The sequence below is a fragment of the Roseibium sp. LAB1 genome (assembly GCF_054658235.1).
Window position 1 is genome coordinate 641,407 of sequence record NZ_BAAGIB010000004.1, and the last position, 26,274, is coordinate 667,680.

Sequence of the window (26,274 nt, forward strand, 5' to 3'; positions counted from 1 at the left end):
TGCCCGCAGAAAATCAGGCGTTCAGATCCAGGCAGTTCAGCATGTCGGCCAAGGAGTCCTGCCAGTTTCTTGCAGAAAGTCCATGGATTTCTGCCAGTTTTGAGCAGTCAAGCGCCGAGTTCGCCGGCCGCTTGGCAAGTGACGGAAATTCTGATCCTGGAATGCCAATCAGTTTGGGCCGAGGACCGAAACGCTCCCCAGCCAGTTCGAATATCTTGCAGGCAAAATCATACCAGGTCACCTGGCCTTGCCCGGCACAGTGAAATGTTCCGTATCCATCCGCTGGAATTCGGCCGTTCAGGAACCGTCCGGCAAGCAGTAAAGCGATACCCGCCAGGTCTGCTGCGTAAGTGGGACAGCCAGACTGATCGGTGACAACGCGGATTTCGTCCCTTTCCCGTGCGAGCGTCAGCATCGTCCTGACGAAATTGGCACCATGTACGCCGTAAACCCAGGAGGTGCGGATGATCAGGTGGCGGTCGGTGATTGCGCGGATGACAGCCTCACCAGCCTCCTTGCTTTGACCGTAAGCACCAAGAGGGTGGACTTCGTCCTGTTCAACATAGGCCTGCGGTTTGGTACCGTCGAAAACGTAGTCCGTGGAAAAATGCATCAACACGGCTCCACGCTTTCCCGCTGCTTCCGCAAGATTGCGCGGGCCGTCCCGGTTGACCGCAAAGGCAGAGTTCCGGTCAGTCTCCGCGCGATCCACGGCAGTGTATGCGGCAGCATTGATTATCAGGTCAGGCGCAAGCGACTGGACGATATCCGTGACGGCCGTCCGATCGGTGATATCCAATTGCGACCTGTCGAGTGCAACAAGATCGAGATCCAGTGCTTTGGCTTGCCTGACGACTTCAGATCCGAGTTGACCGTTCGCTCCGGTAAGCAGGATGCGCTTCATTTCACAGCCGCTGGTGCATTTGAAAAACGATTGCCGCCAAGCCCCAGCCTGTCGCCTGCGTAGCGGCCGGTGCGAACAGCTTCCCACCAACCTCGATTGGTCAGGTACCAGTCAACCGTCTGCCGCAACCCGCTTTCAAAAGAGTGCCTTGGTCGCCAGCCGAGTTCGGCGGAGATCTTGGAAATGTCCATGGCATAACGCGCATCATGACCGGGCCGGTCCGTGACAAACTCGATCAATTCGTGTCGGGGCACTTCAGATGGTACCAGCTCATCGAGCATATCGCAGATTACGCGAACAACGTCGATGTTGCGCCGTTCGGCGTCACCGCCAATGTTGTAGACCTGCCCCGGCCTGCCGCGCGTCAGGACCTGCCACAAAGCGTCTGCATGATCTTCGACATGCAACCAGTCACGGATATTGGCGCCCGCGCCGTAAACCGGCAGGGGTTTGTCCTCCAACCCGTTCAGGATCATCAGCGGGATCAGTTTTTCTGGAAATTGATAAGGCCCGTAATTATTGGAACAATTGGTGGTGATCACAGGCAGACCGTATGTGTGGTGCCACGCCCTGACCAGATGATCCGACGCTGCCTTGGAGGCGGAATAAGGTGAATTCGGCGCGTATGCGGTTGTCTCCTGAAAGGCTCCTGTTGAACCCAGGCTGCCGTAAACCTCATCCGTGGAGACATGATGAAACCGGAAAGCATCCTTGCGCGGCAGTGGCAAGCCGGACCAATGGTTTCGCACCGCTTCCAGCAAGGTGTAGGTGCCCACGATGTTTGTATCGATAAAGTCAGCCGGGCCGTCGATCGACCGGTCGACATGGCTTTCGGCGGCCAGATGCATCACCGCATCAGGCGTTTCCGTCTCCAGGAGACCAGCCATTGCTTCAGCGTCGCGTATGTCAGCCTGCACGAAGCGGTGCTGGGGCGCATCCATAATCGGTGCGAGAGATGCCATGTTACCGGCATATGTCAGGGCATCAACCGTAACGACGTCCGCAAGCTCCTGAGACACCAGCTTTCGTACGACCGCGGATCCGATGAAGCCGGCGCCCCCCGTGACCAGAACCTTCATCCCTCCGCTGCCTCCAGATGAGAGAAACAGGCTGTGATTTGGCCAAACCGCGGCAGTTCCCGATCCTTTGCCGAGAGGATGGCATCGGTTTCGGCAAGGCCCCAGTCAATGGCAAGGTCGGGATCGTTCCATACAATACCCCGGTCATGATCCGGAGCGTAGTATTGCGAAACCTTGTAGAGAACCTCAGTGTGCGGCTCCAGTGTCACCAATCCATGCGCAAACCCGACCGGGATCAGGATCTGGTTGCCGATGTCGGCGGAAATGACGGATGAAACGTGTTTGCCGTAAGTTGGAGAGCCCTGTCTCAGGTCGACAGCGATATCCAGTATCGCGCCTCGCACCACACGCACCAGCTTGTCCTGGGCGAAGGGCGGCAACTGGAAATGCAGCCCGCGGACAGTTCCCTTTTCCGCAGAATAAGCATGATTGTCCTGGACGAAATCGATATCTATTCCGGCGTCACGCAGCGACGATTTGTTATAGGTTTCAGAAAAGAAACCGCGACTGTCGCCGTGCCTCTTCGGGCAAAGAATCTTGATCTCGGGAATGTCCAGTTCAACAATTTCAATCATGAATCCGTTTCGGGTTTCGCGGTCGCGGTTCGCGGAAAGTGCCACTTCAAGACAGTTCTTCCCGTGAATCTGTATAAGATTTTGACGTTCCTTCAAGTGCGAAGGAACGCCAATACGACCCCGTTTCCCGAAACGGCTCTGTTCTCGTCTACTGGCGTGCCCTCACCTCACCACCGCCGTGCGCGGCAGATCGGAGAGGATTTCCGGTCCATCGGCCCGAAGGATGACGATTTCCTCAAGACGCAGGCCAAATTGACCAGACAAATAGATGCCGGGTTCGATTGAAAACACCATGCCCTCGTCCAGCACAGTTTCCGAAGTCGCCGTCAGATATGGGGGCTCATGTATGTCTATTCCGAGGCCATGGCCGGTCCGATGAGTAAAAAACTCGCCATAGCCCGCCGCTGAAATGACATCACGGGCGGCCTTGTCGATTGTCTTTGCCTCAACGCCCGGTTTTGCCGCTGCAAGGGCTGCTTCGACGGCCTGATCGACAATCGCGTGCACCTTCTCGAATTCTTCGGTCGGCTCGCCGAAGAAACCGACACGGGTCATGTCGGATGGGTAACCGCCCAGACGGCCGCCGGTGTCGATCAGGACGGCATCACCTGCCTTCAGTTTCGTTTCGCCGGTATGATGATGCGGAAATGCGCCATTGCCGCCGAAACAGACAGACGTGAACTCAGGTGCGGCGCCGGCCTGTTTGTACACCTCGCGGATCGCGGCCGCGATCTCGAGTTCCGTTACCCCCGTCGCCATGGCATCGAAACCTGCCATGGCAGCCTTGTCGTTCAGAACCGCGCTTGCCTTCAGGCGCCGATATTCATCGTCATCCTTGCGAGACCGCAGGAAACCGACCGTGTTGCCGGTGAACCGGCGCGTTGCACCCGGAAGCGCATCCAGCAACAGCAACGCGAAATCTGCGCGCATGGTCTCGTCGATGACGACACTTGGTGCAGCCGAAAGGCCGGAGGCTTCCAGCAAGGTGGCAAGTGCTGCATCCGGACCATCGTCGTCGCGCCAGGGGAAAAAGGGCAGGTGCGTCTTCTGGCGGGAACTGTCGACATTCAGCGCCGGCATCAGAAAACCGGCGTGGCTTCTTGAAACCAGCAGCATAACCGGCCGTTCATCGCCATGGGGATCCAGACCGGTCAGATACATCATGTGACTGGATGGACCGATGGCCACAAGGTCGGTCCCGGTCGCGGACATGCGCTCGCGGAGGGCGGCGATGCGCTGATCGGAAAGGGAAGACATTTCAGGAAACTCCGGAAGGATTGGTCAATCAGAAAACGGCTGTCAGCAATTAAAAAAGGCCGCCCCGGGAACCGGGACGGCCTGGTTTCTGGTGTCAGTTCTTCGTCACAAGACGGTAGTAGACGAAGTCCGACGTTGCGCCGTTGACGTAGCCTTCGACCTTCTGGTCCATGGCGACCTGATAGGCCGCCTGGAACATGATGACGATCGGCGACTTGGCCTGAACTTCCTTCTGCAGCTCGACATACATCTCGTTGCGTTTTTCCGGATCGCTCTCGGCCAGCGCGGCCTTGGTCATGTCGTTCATTTCCGCCGGTACAGCCCAGGCATTCCGCCACGTGGTGGTTGCCTGATAATTGTCGTCGGAGTTGTCGCTGTTGTAGGCAAAGGCCTTGGCGTTGGAATGCGGATCCATGAAGTCCGGCCCCCAGTACAGCAACATCGCCTCGTGGCTGCGTTCACGGTACTTGGTGATGACCTGCGACCCGGTGCCCGGGATAATGTCGAAGTTGATCCCGGCTTCGGCAAAGCTTGCCTGCAGCGACTGGGCCATGTCCGTGAACGGCGTCGAGTTGATGACGTCGAGGGTTACGGTGATCGGCGTTTCGATGCCGGCATCAGTCAGGATCTGCTTGGCTTTTTCCGGATCGTAGGTGTAAGGCGTTTCGTCATAGGACCCCGGAAACCCCTTAGGCCAGAACGCCTGGTGGATTTCCATCTGCCCCTTCAGGAAGCTGTCGGTCATGCCCTTGTAGTTGACGAGGTAACGAGCAGCGTCCCAAACCGCTTCAGGCTGCAGCACGTCCTTTTTCTGGTTGAATGACAGGAAGTGCACGGCGGCCTGCGGATAGGTTTCCACCTTGATGGTGTCACCTTCCATGCCGGCAATCTGGTCCGGCGTCAGGTTGCGGGCCATGTCGACATCACCGGACTGCAGAAGCAACTGCTGGGTGGCAGCTTCGGCGACGTGACGAATGATGACACCTTCAACCTTCGGTGCGCCCTTGAAGTAATCGGCGTTGGACTTGTAACGCACCAGTTCGCCGGCGCGGTAGGTCTGCAGTTCGAACGGACCGGAACCGGCAGAGTTGGCGTTGAGCCACTTGTTGCCCATGTCGCCGTCTTCTTCGTGCTCCATCACCGTCTTTTCGTCGACGATGGACGCCGGGCGTGCAGCAAGAACGTTCAGGGCGAAGGCCGGCGAGAAATCACCTTCGTATTTGACGATGACCTTGTTGCCGTCAGCGGTGACCATGTCCTCGACATTCTCTGCCGTCCAGCCGAGCTGGGCCAGGATGAAGGCCGGGGTCAGGTTCAACTTGATGACACGCGCAAAGGAAAACACCACGTCTTCCGCCCGAACCGGATTGCCGGAATGGAATGTCGCACCGTCGCGCAGGGTGAAGGTGATGGTCTTTGCGTCCGCGTCAGCCTGCCATTCGGCTGCAAGGCCGGGTGCAAGCACCGTCGGGTCTTCAGCGTCATATTGCACAAGGCGGTCGTAAACATTGGTCACGAGCTCGCCGGAGGAAAACTCGTAAGCCTGCGCCGGATCAATCGCGACAATGTCGTCGATGTTCTGCGCCACGACCAGGATGTTGTCAGGTGTTGCGGCACTGACCGGCTGCGCAATCGGCATTGCCAGGGCGGCCGCCAGAAGTGCGGTCCTTAAAAGCTTCATTCCTTCGTCTCCGTCTGTCAGGGGTTAGGGTTTGTTCTTGTTTTTGGTGCGGTCAGCTGTTGCCACCGCCGCACTCTTGTCCGGCGACACCAGCTCGATACGGCTGGTTTTCTCGTCACCGGCGTTGAATATTGTCAGAGTGCCGGTCCACAGGATCTTTGCCGGCGCGTCGTTGGGGTTCGACCAGGCATGAAGGGTGTTTCCCCGGTAGTGCAGGCTGTCGCCAGCGGTCATCACCATCGCCTCGCCGTCGAGATACTGTGTGATGGACCCTTCCAGGATGTAGATCAGCTCCTCGCCTTCATGGCTCACCGTTTCGGAGGAATATCCCGGTGGCACCGTGAGGATGAAGGACGACAGCTGGTTGCCCGGAAATTCGGCCGCCAGACGCTCGTAGCTGACCGTGGAACCGGAGATGGAGAATTTCGGGCGTGTGGCCGCGCGGGTCAACGCGTCCTGGGCACGCGGCTGCGCCACGAAATAGTCCAGACCAACGCCGAGTGCCCGGGCGATTCCCGCCAGAGATCCAAGCGTCGGCGTCGCGTGGTCGCGTTCGACCTGGCTGAGATATCCGACCGACAGGTTCGAGGCATCGCCCAACTGTTGCAGGGTGAACCCCAATTGCCGTCGCCGCGCCCGGATCAGCGCACCAACCTTTGTCTCGGCGTCGGAGGCGGCACGTGCCGACGAACTACTCAAAGATTTTTACTCCCATCAAAATTTTTTTGATGTAAGCAGATTTTTTTGTATGCTCCAAGAACTTTTTTAGACAGCCATGAAGAAATTTCGTCTACGGCCTTATCTGAAAGCTGTTTAAAAACAACAACCTGAACACTCAATTTCAGAAATTGAGTCACATGAGCGTGGAGAGCCGTCTTGAAGAAACCGGTTGAACAGGGAACGGCGATGAGCCGTAACCGGCATGTCTTTTGAGCCTTCCGAGAGCGTGACAGACGCGCGCGAGGGCCAGTTGACGAGCCAGCTTTTGGGAAGTGCCGCAGCGCTGTTGCGCTTCTGTCTTGTGACCGCCGGAACGTTCCTTGGACTGCTTGCGATCACGTTTTTCATCGGCCGCGTCGTGCCGATCGATCCGGTGCTGGCGGTTGTCGGCGACAGAGCTTCAAACGAGGTCTATGAAGCCGCCCGGCAGGCAATGGGTCTCGATCGGCCGCTTATCGTCCAGTTTTTCTCCTATGTGGGCGATGTCTTTACCGGCAATCTCGGCATGTCGATTTCCACCGGCCGGCCAGTCGCGGAGGATCTCGGACGCTTCTTCCCCGCAACCCTGGAGATGGCGACGATCGGCATCCTGATCGGCGTCCTGCTTGGTGTGCCGATGGGTGTGCTCGCCGCCACCCGTCAGGGAAGCTGGGTCGACCAGGTGATCCGTGTGCTCGGGCTTCTGGGTTATTCTGTCCCGGCCTTCTGGCTCGGTCTGGTCGGTCTGGCGGTGTTTTACGCAGGCCTCGGCTGGGTGGCCGGTCCAGGCCGCATCGACATCTTCTACGACGGTGTCGTTGATCCGGTGACCGGGCTCTACCTGATCGACAGCCTTGTTGCCGGCGAATGGGACATCTTCTGGAACGCACTCGATCACCTGATGCTGCCGGCATCGATCCTGGGTTTCTTCAGCCTCGCATATATCGCCCGCATGACCCGGTCCTTCATGCTCGACCAGCTCGGCCATGAATACGTGACCACGGCGCGCGTGAAAGGCGTGCCCGAACGCCGGGTCATCTGGCGCCACGCGTTCTACCCGATCCGCATCCAGTTGATCACCGTCATCGGCCTGTCCTACGCCGCTCTTCTGGAAGGCTCGGTTATGATCGAGACCGTTTTCTCCTGGCCCGGCATCGGCAATTACCTGACCAGTGCACTCCTCAACGCCGACATGAACGCCGTGCTGGGCGCGACGCTCGTCATCGGTGCCGTCTTCATCCTCATCAACAAGATATCCGACGTGCTCTACCGCATTCTTGATCCGAGGGCCCGCAAATGATCGACTGGCTTCTCGATGACAGTCCCGCTTCGCGCCTGCAGGCCAACCTTGGCCGTGCCTGGCGTGTCTGGACCGCGCTGCTGCGCAATCCACTTGCCGTGGTGGGTGGTTTCATCATCCTGGTGCTGATCGTGATGGCGGTCTTCGCACCGTTGATCGCGCCCTACTCTCCCATCGGTCAGGATCTCGCCAACCGCTTGATGCCACCGACCGCAGCCCACTGGATGGGCACAGACGAGCTTGGCCGGGATATCTATTCCCGTGTTGTCTACGGCGCGCGCATCACGCTCATGATCGTGACCATGGTGGCCGTCATCGCAGCTCCCATCGGGCTCATCGTTGGTGCGGTGTCCGGATATTTCGGCGGCTGGACCGACCGGATCCTGATGGGGGTGACGGATATCTTCCTGTCCATGCCGAAGCTGATCCTGGCACTTGCCTTCGTCGCAGCACTCGGACCGGGCATCGAGAATGCCATCATCGCCATTGCGATCACCGCCTGGCCTGCCTATGCGCGTATCGCCCGTGCGGAGACGATCACGTTCCGCGATGCGGAGTTCATTGCCGCCGTACGCCTGCAAGGGGCTTCATCCGCGCGCGTGATCCTCCGTCATGTCCTGCCGCTATGCGCCTCCTCCACAATCGTGCGTGTGACGCTGGATATGGCGGGTATCATCCTGACGGCTGCCGGTCTCGGCTTTCTCGGGCTTGGCGCACAGCCGCCCCTGCCTGAATGGGGCGCGATGATCTCGCGCGGGCGCAATTTCATCCTCGACCAATGGTGGGTCGCCACCATGCCGGGCTTTGCCATCATTCTGGTGAGCCTCGGGTTCTGTTTCCTCGGTGACGGCCTGCGTGACGTGCTCGATCCCAAGCAGGGAGACAAGCAATGAGCGCTCCTCTTCTTGACGTCGACGGCCTGACCGTCACCTTTCCAACGGCTCGTGGCCCGGTCGATGTCGTCAAGGGCATCTCGTTCACGCTCGGCCGTGAACGGCTCGGGATCGTCGGTGAATCCGGTTCCGGTAAATCCATGACCGGAAGGGCGATCCTCCGTCTCATCCGCAAACCGGGCAAGGTCACCGCCCGGCATATGCGCTTTGACGGTATCGACCTGCTCGGACGCAGCGAAAGGCAGATGCGCGATCTGCGCGGCGCCCGTATTTCCATGGTCATGCAGGACCCGAAATTCTCGCTGAACCCGGTCATGACTGTCGGCGAGCAGATCGCCGAAGCTCTTGTCACGCACAAGAAGCTGCCGCGTCGGGAGCTCAAGGAGCGTGTCATGGCCATGCTGGAAGCCGTGCGGATCAACGATCCCGCACGCGTTGCAGGCCTTTATCCGCATGAAGTGTCCGGCGGCATGGGGCAGCGCATCATGATTGCCATGATGCTGATCCCCGAACCGGATCTTCTGATCGCCGACGAACCGACCTCCGCTCTCGACGTTTCCGTCCAGGCCCAGGTGCTGGACATCATCGACGATCTGGTCACCGGCAAGGGCATGGGGTTGATCCTCATCAGTCACGACCTCAATCTGGTCTCACGTTATTGCGACCGCATCCTGGTGATGAACAGTGGCGAGGTCGTCGAGCAATGCAAGGCGAGCGACCTGCACAGCGCGCAGCACCCCTACACACGCGGCCTGATTGCCGCGATGCCGCGCATGAATGAAGACCGCGATGAGCTGCCTGTTCTCGACCGCAGCACCTGGACCACAGGAGCCGGAACATGACCGACGCCGCCGCCATCCACCTTGAAAACCTGACCATCAGCTACGGCGACACAGCCGTGGTTCATGACGTCTCCTTTGATGTGGCCGAAGGTGAAAGCTTTGCACTTGTCGGAGAATCCGGCTCCGGCAAATCAACGATCCTGAAAGCGATATCCGGTTTGGCGCCGGACTGGACAGGTGCAATCTCCGTTGAAGGAAAACCGCGAGGCCATGCTCCGGACCGCGCCTTTGCAGAAACCTGCCAGATGGTGTTTCAGGATCCCTATGGCTCTCTCCATCCACGCAAGACGGTCGATACCTGTCTTGCCGAACCGCTGGCCATCCACGGCATCGGCGGGCGGGACGGCAGGGTCAAGGACATGCTCGCGGCCGTCGGCCTGGACCAGCGGTTCCGCTTTCGCTTTCCGCACCAGCTTTCCGGCGGCCAGCGCCAGCGCGTGGCCATTGCACGCGCACTGATGCTGGAACCGCGCGTCCTTCTGCTGGACGAGCCAACATCCGCGCTTGATGTTTCCGTACAGGCGGAAATCCTGAACCTTCTGAAAAAGCTGCGGCGAGAACAGGGGCTGACCTATCTGATGGTCACCCATAATCTTCCGGTGGTCTCGTTCCTGTGCGACCGGCTGGCTGTCATGCGCTATGGCCGCGTGGTGGAAATTGCCGGTGTCGACGCTCTCAAGTCAGGCCGGCTTTCCGAGCCATATTCCCGCGAACTCTATGCCGCCAGTGGCGGCACCCTGCACCCCGCCTAACTTCAACCAGATTTGCTCGAGATTTCGATAGATGACCGATTTCACCGGCCCCTTGGCCACGTTTGACCATGCCCTTTCCATCGCCAGCACTTCGGACGCCCCGTTTGACGCGCTCTTGAGGCTGACCCGGGAAACCATCGGCGTGAAGCTGTTCACCTTCATGACTGCGGACATGAAAACCGAGCTGGCGCAGCGCTCCTATACATCGCACCCGGAAGACTACCCGGTCTCCGGAACCAAGCCGATCACCTATGACCGCTGGTTCGAGACCGTTCACAAGGACAGGCAAAGCTTCGTTGCAAACACACTTGCCGACATTGCAACGGTCTTTCCCGATTACGAGTTGATCGGCCGGCTCGGCTGCGGCTCGGTGATCAATCTGCCCGTGGTCCTCGGCGATACCCTCGTGGGCACGGTCAACATGCTTCACGAAGAACATCACTATACACCCGAGCGCGTCGCGCATGCACAGGCCTGGCTTTCCGTTCCTGCCAAGGCCGCCTTTCTCGCAAGCCAGCGCATCGCGCAGGCCGACCATAACGGCCAGAACCAGTCCTGAAGATAGTCAGGTCCTGCCGTTCTGCGGGGCCTGAACATCTTGCGCTGACGCCTCCATTCCAGCCGGCCACCAGGCAATGATCCTGGCAACAGGTTTCCCGATCAATCGTCCTGGATCGTGTCAGCAGACGGTGCGACTTCGATTGTTTCGGTAGCGAGATCCAATAGCCAGGCAATTCGCGTCTGGTATCGCACGATGACCTTATAGTCATCTCCCAGAACCTCGCGGGCAGCATCCCGGAAAGGATGCTCCTTCATTGCCGCGGGCAGAAAATCGTGCAGGGACGCAATCTTGTATTGGGCATCCGAGGGCAGATCCAGCAGCACCCAGATCTCCGCAATCTTTGTGCGTGCGTGGACATCGACACGGATGATCTCGACCGGAACGTCACCGGCCCATTCTTTCGTGCGCTGCGCAAGAATGGCCTCCGTCCCGGTTTCGATGTAGCGCAGGTACGTCGCTGCCAGAAGCTGCACCAGAACGACGGTCAGGAAAGCCAGGGTCACGGTCATGCCAAGAGTGAACTTCACACCCCTGCCGGTTTTCTTGAACAGGCGCACTTTCGGCCCGAGGAAAAGATAGACGAGGCATGCGGAAAAGATGATGGCACCGAAATTGGTGGCAAACAGAAGCGTAGCCTCATAGGCGGCTTCGTGCTCTCCAAAGTAAAGAAGAATGCCTGCTGCCGCGAGCGGCGGCACCAGAGAGACCCCGATGGCGGCCCCAGGCAAAAGGCTGATTTCGGATTTCTTTATCTGGACGTAAGCCCCGGCTATGCCTGCGGCGAGCGCAACGACCATGTCCTCGGCACCCGGGTTGCTCCGGCTGAGCACCTCATCGGGCAACAGCAATGTCGACGGGGCGTCCGCGATCCAGACAATCAGCCACGAAATCAGGATGCTGCATCCGGCCGCAAGCCACACTGTCAGCATCAGGATAAGCGCCCTGCCGACCCATCCCATGACGATCGACGAGGCGATGCCGAGGATAGGTGTCATGAGGGGGGCAACCAGCATGGCCGCAATCACGACGGCGCCCGAGTTTCGCAGCAGACCCATCGTTGCGATGATCACGGCAAGCGCCAGGAGCAGCGCGAACTTGCGCCAATAGGCCGCCTTGTCGGCGCCCTCGAATTTGAGGATTTCCTTGGTGGTGGAGAACTGACTGATAGACATGAAACAGCTGCTCCGGACGATACACCGTTTGAGTATGCTTCATGACGTTGCGTTCGTCATCTGAATTGCGTCAGAACAACTTACAATCGACGATAGGCAGTTGGTGATTTTTTGCGGAAACAGGTCATTCGCCGGCAGTGACATAATTCATTCAGTGACTTAGCGTCAGGCAGCTGCCTTCTTCGCCTGCTCGATTTTGCCGATAAATTCGGACAGCCAGGCGATTTCCTTCAGGTAGACTTCCATGGAGAGCGAGGCAAGTTCCATAAGAAGGGCCTGCGGATTGGGGTTGTCCAACCCTGTTTGCCGCAAGAAGGTCTGGTATTCGTCACTGAAAGCCTTTGGCACACGCATTTCGGCCTCACGCACTCACTGTTCTGCTGGTTTGTGCAAGCAGGCCTACCGACCCGCGTTCAGGAATTGTTAAGGTTTCTGAACCTCTGCAGATATCGTCAGAAATATCATTTCCTCACTATCCCCAAGAGCTGAAGGCCAGGCTTGGGATAACTCACCCAAACACGACAAAAGTGGCGCATAGCTCCCGCTTTTCGCTTGCACTTGGCCAGCCAAATCTTCGACCCTGCCAAGAATCACAATTCTACCCCATCCAACCCGACCTCAAGAGCCCTTCATGAGCCCGTCCACAGACCTTTCCTTCGCGCCTTTGTCCGATGCCTTTGCACAAGACCCCTACCCCTTCTACGCCGCGCTGCGGGATCGCACGGGTCTGACTTACTTTGAGGATTTCGATATCTGGCTGGCGGCGAAATTCGACGACGTCTCGGAAATCGTTCAGAGCGGCAAGATGGTTCGGTCCATGGACCACATCGCCAGCGCGGAAGAAATCGAGATCATGAAACGTGCCCAGAACTGGCACGACATGCCTCATCATTCGCGTTTCGTGCAGTTCTCGCTGCTGGACAGCGACGGCGAAGTGCATGACCGGCTGCGCAAGCAAGTATTCAAGCTGTTTACACCGGTGATGGTCGGCAAGCTGCGCGATGATATCCAGGCCTATGTCGACCGCCTGTTCGACAGTCTGGCGGAACGGACCGAGATCGACTTTATCGAAGACCTGGCAGCTCACGTTCCCGGCCACATCATCGGCCGCGTTCTTGGCGTTCCCGACGAGGATTGCCCGCAACTGCGCGTCTGGTCGGAAAACATCGTCCAGTATTTCGATATCGACCGGACTGACGAGCGCAAGCAACTGGCCGAACGCAACACGACCGAGTTCTATCACTATCTGCTGACGTTGAAGGCAGAACGTGAACGTGCACCGAAGGACGACCTCCTGTCACTGATGATCGAGGCCGAACGGGCCGGTCAGATGAACGAGGACGAATTCATTTCTACCGCCATGCTGATCCTGATGGCCGGTCACGGTTCGACCATCGACGTTCTGGGCAGCGGCATGCACGCACTGTTGAAGTTTCCGCATGAAATGCAGCGTTTGCGTGATGATCCATCGCTGATGAAGACCGCCGTGCAGGAAATGTTCCGCTATGAATCACCCCTGCCATTCTTCCACCGCTACTCCACCGAAGACATGACTGTTTGCGGTGACGAATACCCTCGCGGCACAAAGTTTGGTGTTCTCTACGGGGCCGCCAACCGCGACCCGGGTCAGTTTCCCGACGCCGACCGTTTCGATGTCGGCAGGACACCCAACTGGCACATTGCCTTTGGCCGGGGTGCGCATTTCTGCCTCGGCAACCACCTTGCACGCCTGGATATGGACATCATATTTTCGACGCTGCTGAGAAGGTTCAAGTCTGTTGAGCTGGTCGATGACACCGTCACCTACAAGCGCGGACTGTCCGTGAGAGGCCCGGAAGCACTCAGACTTGCCTGGCATCCCGCCTAGTTGCAACCACCACCCTTGCACCCGGCATGGGTGCCTCTAGTTAATTCCCTTCTTGCCACAAAAGCCATTGGATACCCTATGCGTCTCAGACCAGTTGTTCTTTGCCTGACAGGGCTGTGTACCGTGTTGCCTGCGCAAGCAGCCACTGTCGAGCTTGGCCCCCGCCCCGCCTACCTTGTTTCCCAGATGGAGGATGGCGCACTGAAAGACACGCTGGAAGCCTGCATCGGCGAACCGGCAAAAAGCACAGGGTTTTCCATCAGCCACCGTGGCGCGCCCCTTCAATTTCCGGAACACACAGAAGAAGGCTATCGGGCCGCTGCGCTCATGGGCGCAGGCATCCTGGAATGCGACGTTACCTTTACCAAGGACAAGGAACTGGTCTGCCGGCATTCTCAGAATGATCTGCACACGACCACTAATATCCTGACGACCGATCTTGCCGGCAAATGCACCAAGGGCTTCAGCCCGGCGTCAGGCGATACGCCAGCTTCGGCAGAATGCCGGACCAGCGATCTGACCCTCGCCGAATTCTCGTCCTTGCAGGGAAAGATGGACAGCGCGGACAAGACAGCGACGACACCCGAAGCTTATCAGAATGGCACCGCTCCCTGGCGCACGGAGCTTTATGCGGGAACAGGCACTCTGCTGACCCACGAGGCCTCGATCCGGCTCTTCAAGGATCTTGGCGTGAAGTTCACACCGGAACTCAAGGCACCTGAAGTCGAGATGCCGTTTGAAGGTTTCACCCAGGCTGACTACGCCCAGAAACTGATCGACGAATACAAGGCGGCAGGCATCCCACCGGAAGATGTCTACCCACAGTCCTTCAGCCTTGAGGATGTTCTCTACTGGATCGAAAACGAACCGGACTACGGAAAGCAGGCGGTTTTTCTGGAAAGCCGACGCGATATCGATCCGACGGACCCAGACACCTTTTCCCCCTCCATGGCCGAGTTGAAGGCCATGGGCGTCAACTATCTCGCACCGCCACTCTTTGTCCTTCTCACTTTGGAAGACGGCAAGATCGTTCCCTCGGCCTATGCCAAGGCAGCAAAAGACGCCGGCATCGACCTGATTGCCTGGACGCTGGAACGGTCCGGTCCGCTGTCGTCCGGCGGTGGCTGGTACTATCAGACCGTCAATGATGCCATCGACGGTGACGGCAAGCTTTACGAGGTTGTCGACGTTCTGGCGCGTCAGGTCGGGGTGAAGGGCATCTTCTCCGATTGGCCTGCGACCACCAGTTTTTACGCGTCCTGCCTCGGGCTGAACTGAATGCAGGACCTGGTTACAGCAAGCGACATGCACGGCGATAATGCCTTTTTCATCAAACTTGCCTAACCTTCTTTTGTTTTGTGCCAATCAGTGTGGTCTATCCGTTGAAAACGCATCCGCTTCCAAGCGTGGATTCCCAGATCCTCTACAAGCACTACCGGCCACTTGACGGTGAAGAGGTGGCGGCGGTGATTGTGGCGGTCGCGGAGAAGGTCGGTGTGCCGCGGAGTGCCTGCCAGCTTCTGAACACCTCCGACGACCTCGACAAGCGCTTTCTGTGCGGCAAGTTCCACATCCTTGTCACCCAGTCCGCTCCCTTTGAACACAACCTGCACATCGACGCCTCTCTTGAGACGTTCTATGCTCAATCAACCTTTCCGGAAGCTGCGGCCCTGATGGACGAAGTCGCGGCCTGCACCCAGGTTTCGGTAAAGAAAAGCCTGCTTCCAACCGATGCCTTACCCGATAACCTGGAGGCATTTTCCGGAGCGGAGACCCTTGCCTTCTGCGACGTCGAGGAAACCTTGCAGGCGATGGAAATCGCTAGGTTGATCACGGCGGTCATCGTCGAAAGATCGCAGCCAGATGCCGTGCTCTGGGTGCCGAGCAGCTTCCTTCTGAAACCGGACGCCTTCTCAGCCCTCGCCCGTGCTTCTAACTTCGACGATCTGTACCTGCTGCCCAATCCCTACTGGCAACAGGATCGGGAAACCGGAGAGCAATTGATCGGCATCGTGGGGATGGGCACCCAGTGGCTGACCGGGTATCAGGTGGAAGTCCTGCCCTGCAGGTTGCCCCCCAACTATCTTGCCGAAGTCATCGTCGCCTTTTCGAAGCTCACCAGGAAAAACGATCGCCTGACTGCTGACGGGGACCTGTTCGGCCGCGACGAAAACGAAAAGATCCAGGTGATCTACCACGATCAAGGCGATGACCGACTGAGCAAGATCGAACTCAAGGTCGTCCATAATCCCCAGTACGGCATCATTCGTGAAGATGAGCCAACGGTGTACGTACGCAAAGACAACGGCGGTGCTGAGACCAGCCAACACGATGACAGTGAAGCCAATCTGGATCCGCACGATCCGGTGGATGCCGCTATCCTGGAGCGGCTGCAGAAACTGAATGAAAAGAACCTTCTGCCTGAAACGGACGAAGCCTGGGACATGAAGGAGCTGGAGCAAGAGGCCTCAGCGCAGCAATTGCCAGAGATGCCAGAGCCGCGAGAGCTACCTGAGCTAGCAGATACGTCCGCGAAGCAAGTCTACACGGAACAGCCTCAAACCGCCCCGATCCCGGTCGACCCACCAGTTGAAAAGGTCTACGCGGTGCCAAGCTCCAGATCGACGGAAACCGGAGGTTCCAGACCGGTTTTGCCGTCCTCGAAACGGATGTCGGTTGCCGAGTTGCGCGATTTCGTCAAGCAGGTCCAGGTTTCGACCGACCCCGCGGAAGGAGCCGGCAAGAAGGGTGGCTTCCTGGCAAAACTTTTCAAACGCAAGGCCGGCAAGTAAGACGGAACGCCGCGGTCAGCGAGCCTGATCCAGGGTACGCTTGCATTCCAGCAATTCGAAGAGTGTCGCCTGCAGACGGCGAATGTCTTCCTTGGTCACTGACGAGTGAGCCCCCGCGCCCTGTGACGGTTTTTCACCGCGCAAGCGGCCGAGGATGCTGAAATGACCATGACCATGAGCGGCAGCTGGATCCGGCGCATCGTCGGCCAGAACACCACTTGGCAATGGTCCGTTGTGGCTTTCGTGCTGACCGTTGTGAGAGATCGCGGCAGGAGCAGGTGATGCTTCCGCAGGTGCCGGTTCAGCGGCGGCTACGGCCTGCAAGGCCGACATGTCCTCATGCCGGATCTGCATGACAAACCGCGGCCCTTGCTCCTTCAGGATACGCTGCACGCCCTTGATCGTGTAGCCCTCGCCGTAGAGCAGATGACGAATGCCCTTCAGAAGCTCGACGTCGTCCGGACGGTAGTACCGCCGGCCGCCACCCCGCTTCAGCGGCTTGATCTGCGAGAACCGTGTTTCCCAGAAGCGCAGCACGTGCTGCGGCAGATCCAGGTCTTCTGCGACTTCGCTGATGGTACGAAAGGCGTCGGGGCTTTTTTCCTGCGAGCTCATCCGGTCTTATTGTTTTCTGGTTATTTGCTGGCCTGTCCTGTCAGCGCATCATTGATCCGCTGTTTCAATACGTTGGACGGTTTGAACACCATCACGCGGCGTGGTGAAATAGGTACTTCCTCGCCGGTCTTCGGATTGCGGCCGATACGCTCCCCTTTGGAGCGAACCACAAACGACCCGAAGCTTGATAATTTTACTGATTCTCCGGTCACAAGACAGTCGGAAATTTCAGAAAGAACGCGTTCGACCAATTCAGAAGACTCGGTCCGGGACAGACCCACTTTCTGATAAACGGCCTCACACAGATCAGCGCGGGTAATAGTCCGATTGCCCATAACCCCTCCTCAACGTCGCCATCATCTGGCTGATTTTGCACAAGAACTCAGCTGCAGGGCCATACGGTACGGCCTTGCGGCGAGCCGGTCAACCGGAACTCTTGGTCGAAATCAGATTTGTCGTAGGAAGTTTGGCAGGGCTTACCAGCGCAACAGGACAGAGCCCCAGGTAAATCCGCCGCCCATCGCCTCGAGCATCACAAGATCGTTCTTTTTGACACGTCCGTCCCTGACGGCGGTGTCCAGTGCAAGCGGAATGGACGCTGCCGAGGTATTGCCGTGAAGCTGGACGGTCGTCACGACCTTCTCCGGTGCAATACCAAGCTTCTTGGCGCTGGCATCGATGATGCGCTTGTTGGCCTGGTGCGGAATGAACCAGTCAAGGTCTTCCGATGTCGTGCCCGTGGCCTTGTAGGCGTCTTCGATCACGTCGGTGATCATGCCGACCGCGTGCTTGTAGACTTCGCGGCCTTCCATCCGAAGGTGGCCAACAGTCTGGGTCGAGGACGGGCCGCCATCAACGAACAGTTTTTCCTTATGGCGTCCGTCGGAGCGCAGGTGCGACGTGAGAACGCCCCGGTCCGCCGTCGTGCCCTCACCTTCCGCGGCCTCCACGATAACGGCACCCGCGCCGTCACCAAAGAGAACGCAGGTCGTCCGGTCGGTCCAGTCGAGAATGCGAGAGAAGGTTTCCGCACCGATAACCAGGCATCGCTTCGACAGCCCGGCGCGAATGTAGGCATCAGCTGTTGTCAGGGCGTAGACAAAACCGGAGCAAACCGCATGCACATCGAATGCGGCTCCGTGATAAATGCCCAGATTGGCCTGTACAGTAACAGCGGTTGCCGGAAAGGTATTGTCCGGGGTGGCGGTCGCCAGAATGATGGTGTCGATTTCCTGGGCGTCCCGGCCGGCGCTCTCCAGGGCCCGCCTGGCAGCTGCCAGGGCAAGGTCCGAGGTCATCTGGCCTTCGGCGGCAACATGGCGCTGCTTGATGCCGGTGCGCTGAACGATCCATTCGTCAGATGTGTCGACCATCTTGGAGAGATCGTCGTTGGTCAGGATTTTTTCCGGCAGGTAGCTTCCGCAGCCGGTTACGGTGGAACGGATTACGCTCACAAATCACCTTCCGATGTCGGCGCGGCTTCAGCGAAGCGGCCTCGATGATAATGCACAAGATCCTGGGCGATCTTGTGTGTCAGTTCGTTTTTGACCATGTCATAGGCGAGGTCGATGGCCGAGGCATAGCCCTCGGCATCCGTCCCGCCGTGACTTTTGATCACGATGCCATTCAATCCCAGGAATACGCCGCCGTTGACCTTGCGCGGATCCATTTTCTCGCGCAGCAGATCAAAGGCGCCTTTGGCGAAGAGATAGCCGATTTTGGACATAAAGGTCCGATTCATGGCCGAACGCAAGTAACTGCCGATTTGCTTGGCTGTTCCTTCAGCAGTTTTGAGCGCAATGTTACCGGCAAAGCCTTCTGTCACGACCACATCGACCGTGCCCTTGCCCAGATCGTCGCCTTCGACGAATCCGGCATAATGCAGCGAACGCAGCGGCGTTTCGCGCAGGAGCCGGCCGGCCGTGCGGACCTCTTCCAGGCCCTTGACCTCTTCCACGCCGATATTCAGCAGGCCGACACTCGGCTTCTGGACGCCGAAAAGCGCACGCGCCATGGCGCCGCCGAGAATGGCGAAGTCGATGAGCTGCTGCGCATCGGCGCCAATCGTTGCGCCAACATCGAGCACGACGGATTCGCCGCGCATCGTCGGCCAGATGGCAGCGATCGCCGGGCGCTCGATATTGGCCATCGTGCGCAGGCAGAATTTCGACATGGCCATGAGGGCGCCGGTGTTGCCGGCAGAAACGGCAACGGAGGCATCGCCGGTCTTTACGGCTTCGATGGACCGCCACATGGATGACCGCCAGCGGCCCTGGCGCAGCGCCTGGCTTGGCTTGGTGTCCATCGCAATGGAGACGTCGCAATGATGAAAGGTCGAAGCGTCGCGCACCCTTGGATATTTTTCCAGAAGGGGAAGCACGACCTTTTCATTGCCGAACAGCAGGAAACGGATATCGGGATGACGGACGAGCGCGATTTCCGCCCCGGGAATGACGACGTCAGCCCCATGATCGCCACCCATGGCATCCAGAGAAATCGGAATAGTTTTCGCCATCTAGAAGGTCTTTTGACGTTTCGCTACCAAGAACAGCACCGAGCGGTGCTTCCAGACAAAGTCCTGTAGGTCCGGCAAGGGCCTAGAACGGGCGCGAACATAACGGTTTTGGCAAGACTGACAACCGTTTTCCTGATCGCGAAGTGTTCTGACGTTGAAAACCTGCATGAAGACCCAGTCCTTACCGTTCCGGCAACCGTGAATACAATGGATATCAGTTATCCGGCTGATCCTTGAGCGCCTGCAGCGCGGCAAAGGGAGAAGGTTTTGCCTCGGGCTCGTCCTCGACGCTCTCGTCTTCGCCGTCTCTCCCCTGGAATTCGACACCAGGCTTGCGCGGAAAAGGGTCAAGCGTAAGTGCAAGTTCTTCGCAGATCACGGCGCCAAGGTCGAGAACGCCGTCGAGGATGACGTCCGGCGGGTCGAGCGTTTCCAGGTCTATTTCAATCTCGCCGTCATCATTGAGATCGCTTACCTTGCGCGGGCGGCTGGACTGGGGTTCGAAGGTGCGGTCCACGTCAATTCTGAGCCGACTTTCGAAGGGCTCGAGCGATGCGACACAGGTCTGTTCCAGCATTGCGGTCAATGGCCCGACAACACGCAGGCCCGCCTTGCGATAGGGCTTAAGGGTGAAGTCCGCCTTGAGGTCGCGAATGCCGTCGAGCTCATAGGTCTTCGCGATGGCCTTCAGAGCAGCTTCATCCGGACTGACCGTGACTCGCTCGTCCTTGTCGACAACGCGGGCGGCGTTGACCTTGTAGGAGTAGGGAAAAGTCTCTTTTGTCATTCTTGTTCTTACCTTGGCACCTTCATCGCGGCCACGTCACCGCCGGCTTGGCTCTCAGACCGGCAATGCCTTGAATTTATCAGGATCGGGCCAGACGATCGTCCCGTTCTTCAGCTCTTCCACCGTTTGTCCGTCGAGGCTTTCGGCTGCCTCGAGCATATAGTACGCCAAACGCTTTTGCGCGACCGGCTCCGGTGTATCCGGATAGATGTTGCGGCCGAGCGCTTCTGCCAGCTCATCGACGTTTTTGGTTTCGATGGCAGGAATATACGCATCGGCACGTCCATAGAAAGCCTCGCCCATGACTTTCACTTTCTTCGGCACACGCGTGTCGCTGACGCCCATTTCACGCAAGGAGGCATCCATGTCCAGGAAGAACAGGTCGAAGACGTTCTGCGTGAACTCGGCTACCGACTTCCCCTCCCCGCGCATACGGCGGAAATACAGCACCGCATGGGCCACGATCATGTCAAACCGGCCGTCGACACTATCGGGCACATGAAAGTCGGTGTAAAAGACCGGCTGCCGTGCTTGAGCCACGATTTCACAATAAACCTTGTGCTCGGCATCGCGGTTTCGACGGCGGAACAGGCCAAACAGCATGGCATCTCCTTTTAAGTCAGGTGTTGCCTTGTGCCCTATCCCACGATAGTGAATTTGCCAAGCAACGAAATTCAAGAGCAGCCAGACCGGTCTGGCGAAACGGGAATTCTTAGATGAACTTCAAGGCAAGCGCCCTGATCCTTCCGCTTCTGGTCACCTTACCGCTCGGCGGCTGTTTCACCTCCACCTATACGCATGGACACGTCATCACCAGCGACATGCTCAACCAGGTCCAGGTCGGCTCCAGCCGAGAACAGGTTGAGCTCGTCCTGGGAACCCCGTCGACGACGTCCAGTCTCAACGGCGACGCCTATTACTACATCTCCCAAAAAACGGCCACGACCGCCTTCATGGCTCCGGATATCGTCGAGCAGCGCGTGGTCGCGGTTTACTTCGACAAGGACGGTTACGTCCAGGATCTCGGCAACTACTCGCTTGAAGACGGCAAGATTGTCGACATCGTTACCCGCAAGACCCGCACGGGCGGCGCCGACTACGGCTTCCTGACGCAGATCCTGCGCGGGGCTGCCAACCCGAGCCTCGGCCTCTGAGGTCAGAGAGACGGTCTAATGGAAAAAGCCCCGGCCATCGGCCGGGGCTTTCTTTTTTCGCAAGTGTCAGTGCGCCAGGATCGCCAGCAGCAGCAAGGCCACGATGTTGGTGATCTTGATCATCGGGTTCACCGCCGGGCCGGCTGTGTCCTTGTAGGGATCGCCGACCGTATCGCCTGTCACAGATGCCTTGTGCGCTTCGCTGCCCTTCTGGTGGGTCACGCCGTCCTTGTCGGTAAAACCGTCTTCGAAGGACTTCTTGGCGTTGTCCCAGGCACCGCCACCGGCGGTCATGGAAATTGCCACGAAGAGACCGGTCACGATCACACCGAGAAGCATCGCCCCGAGCGCTGCGAAGGCGTCCGCCGGTGTCGCAACGGCCTTGACCAGAAAGAACACCACGATAGGCGACAGCACCGGCAGCAGCGAGGGAATGATCATTTCCCGGATCGCCGCCTTTGTGAGCATGTCGACCGCCCGACCGTAATCCGGCCGCTCGGTGCCCTGCATGATGCCGGGCTTTTCCTTGAACTGGCGGCGGACTTCCTCCACCACCGCGCCTGCGGCCCTGCCGACGGCGGTCATCGAGATGCCACCGAAGAGATAGGGCAGCAAACCGCCGAACAGCAAACCGGCCACCACATACGGGTTGGACAAGGTGAAAAGCGTGCTCACGTCGATGCCGTGGAAGATCGAGCCTTCTTCAGCTTTGCTGGAGAAGAATTTCAGATCCTCCGTATAAGCCGCAAAGAGCACCAGCGCCCCGAGGCCCGCGGAGCCGATGGCATAGCCCTTGGTGACCGCCTTGGTGGTGTTGCCGACCGCATCGAGTGCGTCCGTTGTCGTGCGCACTTCAGCGGGCAGGTCTGCCATTTCGGCAATCCCACCGGCGTTGTCCGTCACTGGCCCGAACGCATCCAGAGCAACGACCATGCCTGCCAGCGCCAGCATCGTCGTCACCGCGATCGCGATGCCGAACAATCCAGCGAAGGCGTGCGTCACCAGAATACCGGCAATGATGATCAATGCCGGCAAGGCCGTTGCCTCAAGTGAGACGGCAAGGCCCTGGATCACGTTGGTGCCATGGCCGGTGACCGACGCCTGGGCAATGGACCTGACCGGACGGTACTCGGTACCCGTATAATATTCGGTCACCCAGATGATCAGCCCCGTCACCACCAGCCCCACGAGACCGCAGACGAACAGGTCGAACCCGGTGAAGGTCGTTCCGCCTGACGTGGTGAATTCGGTACCTGCCCCGATCCAGCCGAAGATGATGATCGCCAATGCAACCGCGGACAGGACCGCCGTGGCGATGAAACCCTTGTAGAGTGCCCCCATGATCGAGTTGTTGCTGCCGAGCTTGACGAAGAACGTGCCGATGATGGACGTCACCACGCAACTTGCGCCGATCAACAGCGGCAGATGCATAAGGTCGATGGCCTGGCTGCTCGTGAAGAATATCGACGCCAGAACCATAGTGGCGACAACCGTCACCGCGTAGGTTTCGAACAGGTCGGCAGCCATGCCTGCACAGTCGCCGACATTGTCACCGACGTTGTCGGCAATCGTGGCCGGGTTACGTGGATCGTCCTCCGGAATTCCGGCTTCGACCTTGCCGACCAGATCACCCCCAACATCGGCACCCTTGGTAAAGATACCGCCGCCGAGACGGGCAAAGATGGATATGAGAGACGCACCGAAGCCAAGCGCGACAAGTGCGTCGATCACGGTACGGTCGGTCGGGTCGTAGCCCATCATGCCGGTCAGAATGGCAAAATAGACGGCAACACCAAGAAGCGCGAGGCCGGCAACCAAAAGGCCGGTGACTGCACCGGCCTTGAACGCAATTTCCAGCCCTGCCCCGAGGCTTTGGCTGGCCGCCTGAGCGGTGCGGACATTGGCCCGGACGGAAACCATCATGCCGATGTATCCGGCAGCTCCCGAGAGGATGGCGCCGATGGCAAATCCGATTGCCGCGGTGCCGGACAGCAAAAGCCAGGCGAGCACGAAAACAACGGCCCCCACGATGGCAATAGTCGTATATTGACGATTGAGATAAGCGCTAGCCCCTTCCTGGATCGCCTCGGCGATCTCCTGCATACGCGCGTTCCCGGCATCCGCTGCCATAACGGACTGGATGGCCCACGCCCCATAGGCAATGGACAAGAGGCCACAAATGATGACGACAAGCTCGATCATACTTCCTCCCAAAGCTGCGGCGGACTGATTTTCTTGTCGTTTTTTGCCGCCTGACGGCCCTTCACACCAATTCCTCGACGTGAGGGACCAACACGATAGCAGCAAAGCGGAGCGCTTCGTCAAGCTCTTACATTGTTTAATTTACCACTTCCGTTACGGTATTGTTTGGTGCAGCGCAGTATTTATGCTGCGCTGACGAAATGGAAATTCGAAGGTACTTTAAACGGTTGTATCCGCTCTTCTTTCCGCAACTGTGAGCCATACAAGCAAGCCGATGCACAGCACCACAAATGGAAATACCAGCGTTGTGACCGTGTTCCAGCCATAGACGTTCAACAACGCTCCGGAGGAGAACGAGGCCGCAGCAACGAAGCCGAAAACGAGAAAATCGTTCACCGCCTGTACCAGGTTCCTCTCTTCGGGCCGGTAGGTATCGGTCAGCATGGCTGTGGCGCCGATAAAGCCGAAATTCCAGCCGAGGCCGAGCAGGATCAGCGCGATCCAGAAATTGGCAAGGTCGACACCCATGAGTGCGACGATCGAACATCCGGCCAGCAGCAAGAGGCCAATGGACACGATCCGCTCCTTGCCGAACCGGCCGATGAGATTGCCCGTGAAGAAACTCGGGCCGAACATGGCAAGCACATGCCACTGGATGCCAAGCGTGGCATCGTTTTCCGAAAGGCCACAGCCAATCATTGCCAGCGGTGTTGCTGTCATCACCAGACTCATGAGCGCGTAGGAGCAGATACCGCAGGCAGCCGCGACGACAAAACGGCGCTGCGTCATGATCTGCAGCAACGGGCGTCCGCCTGCCTGGGCATGGCTCTGCCGAGGGGGCTTAGGGATTTGAAGGAAGGACACCAGGAAAAAGGCGACCAGAGACAACCCTGCCTGTGCCAGATAGGTTCCGGCAAACAGGATCGGCGAAAACAGATCCTTGGTGGCGATAACCGTTTGCGGACCGACCACCCCTGCCAGAACGCCCCCTGCAAGCACCCAGGAGATAGCCTTTGGCTTGAAGGCATCACTTGCCGTATCGGCTGCCGCGAAGCGGTACTGCTGGACGAATGCACCGGCAAATCCGCTAATGCAGCACCCAAGGGCAAACAGCAGAAATTCGTCCTGGAAAACCGCGAAGGCCGCCAGAAGTCCCGATATGGTGCCAAGCAGAGCCGCCCCCATGAAACCGGTTCGTCGGCCGTAACGGCGCATGATCATACCGGCAGGAATGGTTCCGAAAGCGGTTCCCAAAACCATGGCCGACACCGGCAAGGTTGCCAGCGACTTGTCCGTTTCAAGCATCGCATAGCCGACCAGGGGGGCGGTTGCGATCACGATTGACGCGGAAGCGCCGCCAATCGCCTGTGCCAGAGCCAAAAGCAGCGCGTTTCGTTTTGCCAGACTGTCGTCGACAAAGCTATCGGGGGTCGTCACGGTCATTTGGATACTTTCAGGAAGGCAAAAGTTTGCATGCCACATAGCATGCCGACGACTGGACGCGAAAGACCGAAGGTTTCATTCGCAACTTGCCAACATCCGGAACGCGTCGGTGTTCTCAGGGCTCACGCAGCGCCCTGCCATTCTCAAAAACGTGATGTGCATCATCGAATCTCTTCAATTTTAGCGATAGTCATTCTTGAGGAAAACCCTCGCCTGGAACGTTGACGATGACAATCCAAACGGCTTCAGACAACCCTTGATCGCATCGCCTGAACTTTGGCGACGACCACAGGCATCCATTTTTCGGCCCGTTGGGGTCAGGAATTTTATTTTGAATACAAGCACTTATTCCTGATTACACTCCAAGGAGTACTTATCATGGGACGTATTATTGCCCAGTACGGCAGCAAAGGCAGCCATGTAGAAAGAATACAAAAAGAGCTCAATAAATTTTTCAAAGACGAAGGAAGGAAGCCACTCGTTCCAGACGGCGATTTCGGAAAAAACACCAAAGACGCCGTGATTCAACTTCAAAAGGACTTCTTTCTTTATGTCGATGGTGTCGTCGGCGAGTTTACAAATGCGGTCCTGTTCAAACGGGAAATCGCGACCTTGACACCTCGGCCACGCGATGTCGGCCAAAACCTTTCGATGAGGTGCTGGGCTGCATCATCGGAAAGCTGGCTCGAAACGAGACCAACTCTCAGGAACCGGAACCAGATCGACATCCTGAACCGGATCGTCGCATTGGGAGGGGCGACACCTCCGACAACACAGAAGTTTGGCTTCAACCTACCCAACCCATTCGGCGGCGGACTTCGGATCCCCCTGGGCCAGACCCAATGGCAAGACCGTCTTGGCCTGACACCGATAGAAGAACCCTTTGAGAATTTCTACGCCGAGTTCTGCGCAAGCAGGCTGCAGGAGCATGGGCCGCTGCTTCTCGGCGTGTTTAGCGATCGCCGCCATGTCGGACATGTCGTGGTGATGTGGGGCGCGGGGGTAACCGGATCGGAGCCCGGCATCCAGGTCATGGATCCAGCCAGGATCCCGCATTCCAGGTTTCTCAGGATTGCGGGTATTCAGGCCGGAGAATTCGTGGACGGTGAACACGTGGGGGGAAGGGCCATCACCTGGATCCCGGATCGAACACCGGCGGCCTGGTAACCTTCCAAGGATTGAC

The 26,274-nt window shown here is 58.3% G+C and carries 26 protein-coding genes; 10 read left to right on the top strand and 16 right to left on the bottom strand.

Annotation, left to right across the window (positions count from 1 at the left end; genetic code table 11):
• Positions 1-13: 13 nt before the first annotated feature.
• The 6 genes from rfbD to ACYQ54_RS24390 all read right to left on the bottom strand — a co-directional run bounded on the left by rfbD (position 14) and on the right by ACYQ54_RS24390 (position 6,195).
• Positions 14-904 (bottom strand): dTDP-4-dehydrorhamnose reductase, encoded by an 891-nt coding sequence (gene rfbD, locus ACYQ54_RS24365; protein WP_460087149.1) that lies wholly within the window; start codon positions 902-904, stop codon positions 14-16.
• Positions 901-1,983 (bottom strand): dTDP-glucose 4,6-dehydratase, encoded by a 1,083-nt coding sequence (gene rfbB / locus ACYQ54_RS24370; RefSeq protein ID WP_460087152.1) that lies wholly within the window; start codon positions 1,981-1,983, stop codon positions 901-903. The genes rfbD and rfbB overlap by 4 nt, the downstream gene beginning before the upstream one ends.
• Complete coding sequence (gene rfbC, locus ACYQ54_RS24375) at positions 1,980-2,558, bottom strand: dTDP-4-dehydrorhamnose 3,5-epimerase (protein ID WP_460087153.1); 579 nt, start codon at positions 2,556-2,558, stop codon at positions 1,980-1,982. The genes rfbB and rfbC overlap by 4 nt, the downstream gene beginning before the upstream one ends.
• 162 nt (positions 2,559-2,720) lie before the next feature.
• Complete coding sequence (locus tag ACYQ54_RS24380) at positions 2,721-3,815, bottom strand: M24 family metallopeptidase (RefSeq protein ID WP_460087155.1); 1,095 nt, start codon at positions 3,813-3,815, stop codon at positions 2,721-2,723.
• Between the two features lie 94 nt (positions 3,816-3,909).
• Positions 3,910-5,496 (bottom strand): ABC transporter substrate-binding protein, encoded by a 1,587-nt coding sequence (locus tag ACYQ54_RS24385; protein ID WP_460087156.1) that lies wholly within the window; start codon positions 5,494-5,496, stop codon positions 3,910-3,912.
• A gap of 24 nt (positions 5,497-5,520) precedes the next feature.
• Entirely contained in the window at positions 5,521-6,195 is a 675-nt protein-coding gene (locus ACYQ54_RS24390; protein ID WP_460087158.1) for a helix-turn-helix domain-containing protein, read from the bottom strand.
• 223 nt (positions 6,196-6,418) lie between these two features.
• Between ACYQ54_RS24390 and ACYQ54_RS24395 the strand changes: the two genes are divergently transcribed.
• Genes ACYQ54_RS24395 through ACYQ54_RS24415 form a run of 5 tightly spaced genes read left to right on the top strand, consistent with a single transcriptional unit; the run spans position 6,419 to position 10,541 of the window.
• Complete coding sequence (locus ACYQ54_RS24395) at positions 6,419-7,495, top strand: ABC transporter permease (protein ID WP_460087161.1); 1,077 nt, start codon at positions 6,419-6,421, stop codon at positions 7,493-7,495.
• Entirely contained in the window at positions 7,492-8,388 is an 897-nt protein-coding gene (locus ACYQ54_RS24400; RefSeq protein WP_460087163.1) for an ABC transporter permease, read from the top strand. Before ACYQ54_RS24395 ends, ACYQ54_RS24400 begins: the two co-directional genes overlap by 4 nt.
• Positions 8,385-9,230 (top strand): ABC transporter ATP-binding protein, encoded by an 846-nt coding sequence (locus tag ACYQ54_RS24405; protein ID WP_460087165.1) that lies wholly within the window; start codon positions 8,385-8,387, stop codon positions 9,228-9,230. The genes ACYQ54_RS24400 and ACYQ54_RS24405 overlap by 4 nt, the downstream gene beginning before the upstream one ends.
• Positions 9,227-9,982: an ABC transporter ATP-binding protein gene (locus ACYQ54_RS24410; protein WP_460087166.1), complete on the top strand. Its 756-nt coding sequence runs from the start codon at positions 9,227-9,229 to the stop codon at positions 9,980-9,982. Before ACYQ54_RS24405 ends, ACYQ54_RS24410 begins: the two co-directional genes overlap by 4 nt.
• Before the next feature lie 31 nt (positions 9,983-10,013).
• The gene (locus ACYQ54_RS24415) at positions 10,014-10,541 is read left to right on the top strand and encodes a GAF domain-containing protein (protein WP_460087169.1); all 528 of its coding nucleotides are present in this window, start codon (positions 10,014-10,016) and stop codon (positions 10,539-10,541) included.
• A gap of 101 nt (positions 10,542-10,642) precedes the next feature.
• On the opposite strand, the gene ACYQ54_RS24420 is transcribed toward ACYQ54_RS24415, so the two are convergent.
• A complete protein-coding gene (locus ACYQ54_RS24420; RefSeq protein WP_460087170.1) occupies positions 10,643-11,716 on the bottom strand; it encodes a DUF389 domain-containing protein in 1,074 nt (357 codons plus the stop codon).
• 165 nt (positions 11,717-11,881) lie between these two features.
• A complete protein-coding gene (locus ACYQ54_RS24425; protein WP_460087173.1) occupies positions 11,882-12,070 on the bottom strand; it encodes a hypothetical protein in 189 nt (62 codons plus the stop codon).
• A 277-nt stretch (positions 12,071-12,347) separates the two neighbouring features.
• On the opposite strand from ACYQ54_RS24425, the gene ACYQ54_RS24430 reads away from it, so the two are divergent.
• The 3 genes from ACYQ54_RS24430 to ACYQ54_RS24440 all read left to right on the top strand — a co-directional run bounded on the left by ACYQ54_RS24430 (position 12,348) and on the right by ACYQ54_RS24440 (position 16,375).
• Positions 12,348-13,583 carry a cytochrome P450 gene (locus ACYQ54_RS24430; RefSeq protein WP_460087176.1) on the top strand — a complete coding sequence of 412 codons (1,236 nt, stop codon included), beginning with the start codon at positions 12,348-12,350 and terminating at the stop codon, positions 13,581-13,583.
• A 78-nt stretch (positions 13,584-13,661) separates the two neighbouring features.
• Positions 13,662-14,861, top strand: coding sequence for a glycerophosphodiester phosphodiesterase family protein (locus tag ACYQ54_RS24435; protein ID WP_460087177.1), 1,200 nt, complete (start codon positions 13,662-13,664; stop codon positions 14,859-14,861).
• Positions 14,862-14,965: 104 nt separating this feature from the next.
• A complete protein-coding gene (locus ACYQ54_RS24440) occupies positions 14,966-16,375 on the top strand; it encodes a hypothetical protein (protein WP_460087178.1) in 1,410 nt (469 codons plus the stop codon).
• 15 nt (positions 16,376-16,390) lie between these two features.
• On the opposite strand, the gene ACYQ54_RS24445 is transcribed toward ACYQ54_RS24440, so the two are convergent.
• The 6 genes from ACYQ54_RS24445 to ACYQ54_RS24470 all read right to left on the bottom strand — a co-directional run bounded on the left by ACYQ54_RS24445 (position 16,391) and on the right by ACYQ54_RS24470 (position 20,970).
• On the bottom strand, positions 16,391-16,990 hold the full coding sequence (locus ACYQ54_RS24445; RefSeq protein ID WP_460087180.1) for a MerR family transcriptional regulator: 600 nt from the start codon (positions 16,988-16,990) through the stop codon (positions 16,391-16,393).
• A gap of 20 nt (positions 16,991-17,010) precedes the next feature.
• Positions 17,011-17,325, bottom strand: a complete 315-nt coding sequence (locus ACYQ54_RS24450; protein ID WP_023003819.1) for an integration host factor subunit alpha — start codon at positions 17,323-17,325, stop codon at positions 17,011-17,013.
• A gap of 141 nt (positions 17,326-17,466) precedes the next feature.
• Positions 17,467-18,444, bottom strand: a complete 978-nt coding sequence (locus tag ACYQ54_RS24455) for a beta-ketoacyl-ACP synthase III (protein WP_460087181.1) — start codon at positions 18,442-18,444, stop codon at positions 17,467-17,469.
• Positions 18,441-19,505: a phosphate acyltransferase PlsX gene (gene plsX / locus ACYQ54_RS24460; RefSeq protein ID WP_023003817.1), complete on the bottom strand. Its 1,065-nt coding sequence runs from the start codon at positions 19,503-19,505 to the stop codon at positions 18,441-18,443. Before plsX ends, ACYQ54_RS24455 begins: the two co-directional genes overlap by 4 nt.
• A gap of 214 nt (positions 19,506-19,719) precedes the next feature.
• Positions 19,720-20,292 (bottom strand): YceD family protein, encoded by a 573-nt coding sequence (locus ACYQ54_RS24465; protein ID WP_460087184.1) that lies wholly within the window; start codon positions 20,290-20,292, stop codon positions 19,720-19,722.
• Between the two features lie 54 nt (positions 20,293-20,346).
• A complete protein-coding gene (locus tag ACYQ54_RS24470) occupies positions 20,347-20,970 on the bottom strand; it encodes a ubiquinol-cytochrome C chaperone family protein (RefSeq protein ID WP_460087185.1) in 624 nt (207 codons plus the stop codon).
• A gap of 38 nt (positions 20,971-21,008) precedes the next feature.
• Between ACYQ54_RS24470 and ACYQ54_RS24475 the strand changes: the two genes are divergently transcribed.
• Positions 21,009-21,446, top strand: a complete 438-nt coding sequence (locus ACYQ54_RS24475) for an outer membrane protein assembly factor BamE (RefSeq protein WP_460087187.1) — start codon at positions 21,009-21,011, stop codon at positions 21,444-21,446.
• Positions 21,447-21,512: 66 nt separating this feature from the next.
• Here ACYQ54_RS24475 and ACYQ54_RS24480 read toward each other — a convergent pair whose 3' ends face one another.
• On the bottom strand, positions 21,513-23,648 hold the full coding sequence (locus tag ACYQ54_RS24480; RefSeq protein WP_460087189.1) for a sodium-translocating pyrophosphatase: 2,136 nt from the start codon (positions 23,646-23,648) through the stop codon (positions 21,513-21,515).
• Positions 23,649-23,867: 219 nt separating this feature from the next.
• Positions 23,868-25,091: an MFS transporter gene (locus ACYQ54_RS24485; protein ID WP_460087190.1), complete on the bottom strand. Its 1,224-nt coding sequence runs from the start codon at positions 25,089-25,091 to the stop codon at positions 23,868-23,870.
• Between the two features lie 378 nt (positions 25,092-25,469).
• On the opposite strand from ACYQ54_RS24485, the gene ACYQ54_RS24490 reads away from it, so the two are divergent.
• Entirely contained in the window at positions 25,470-26,258 is a 789-nt protein-coding gene (locus tag ACYQ54_RS24490; protein ID WP_460087191.1) for a peptidoglycan-binding protein, read from the top strand.
• Positions 26,259-26,274 lie beyond the last annotated feature (16 nt).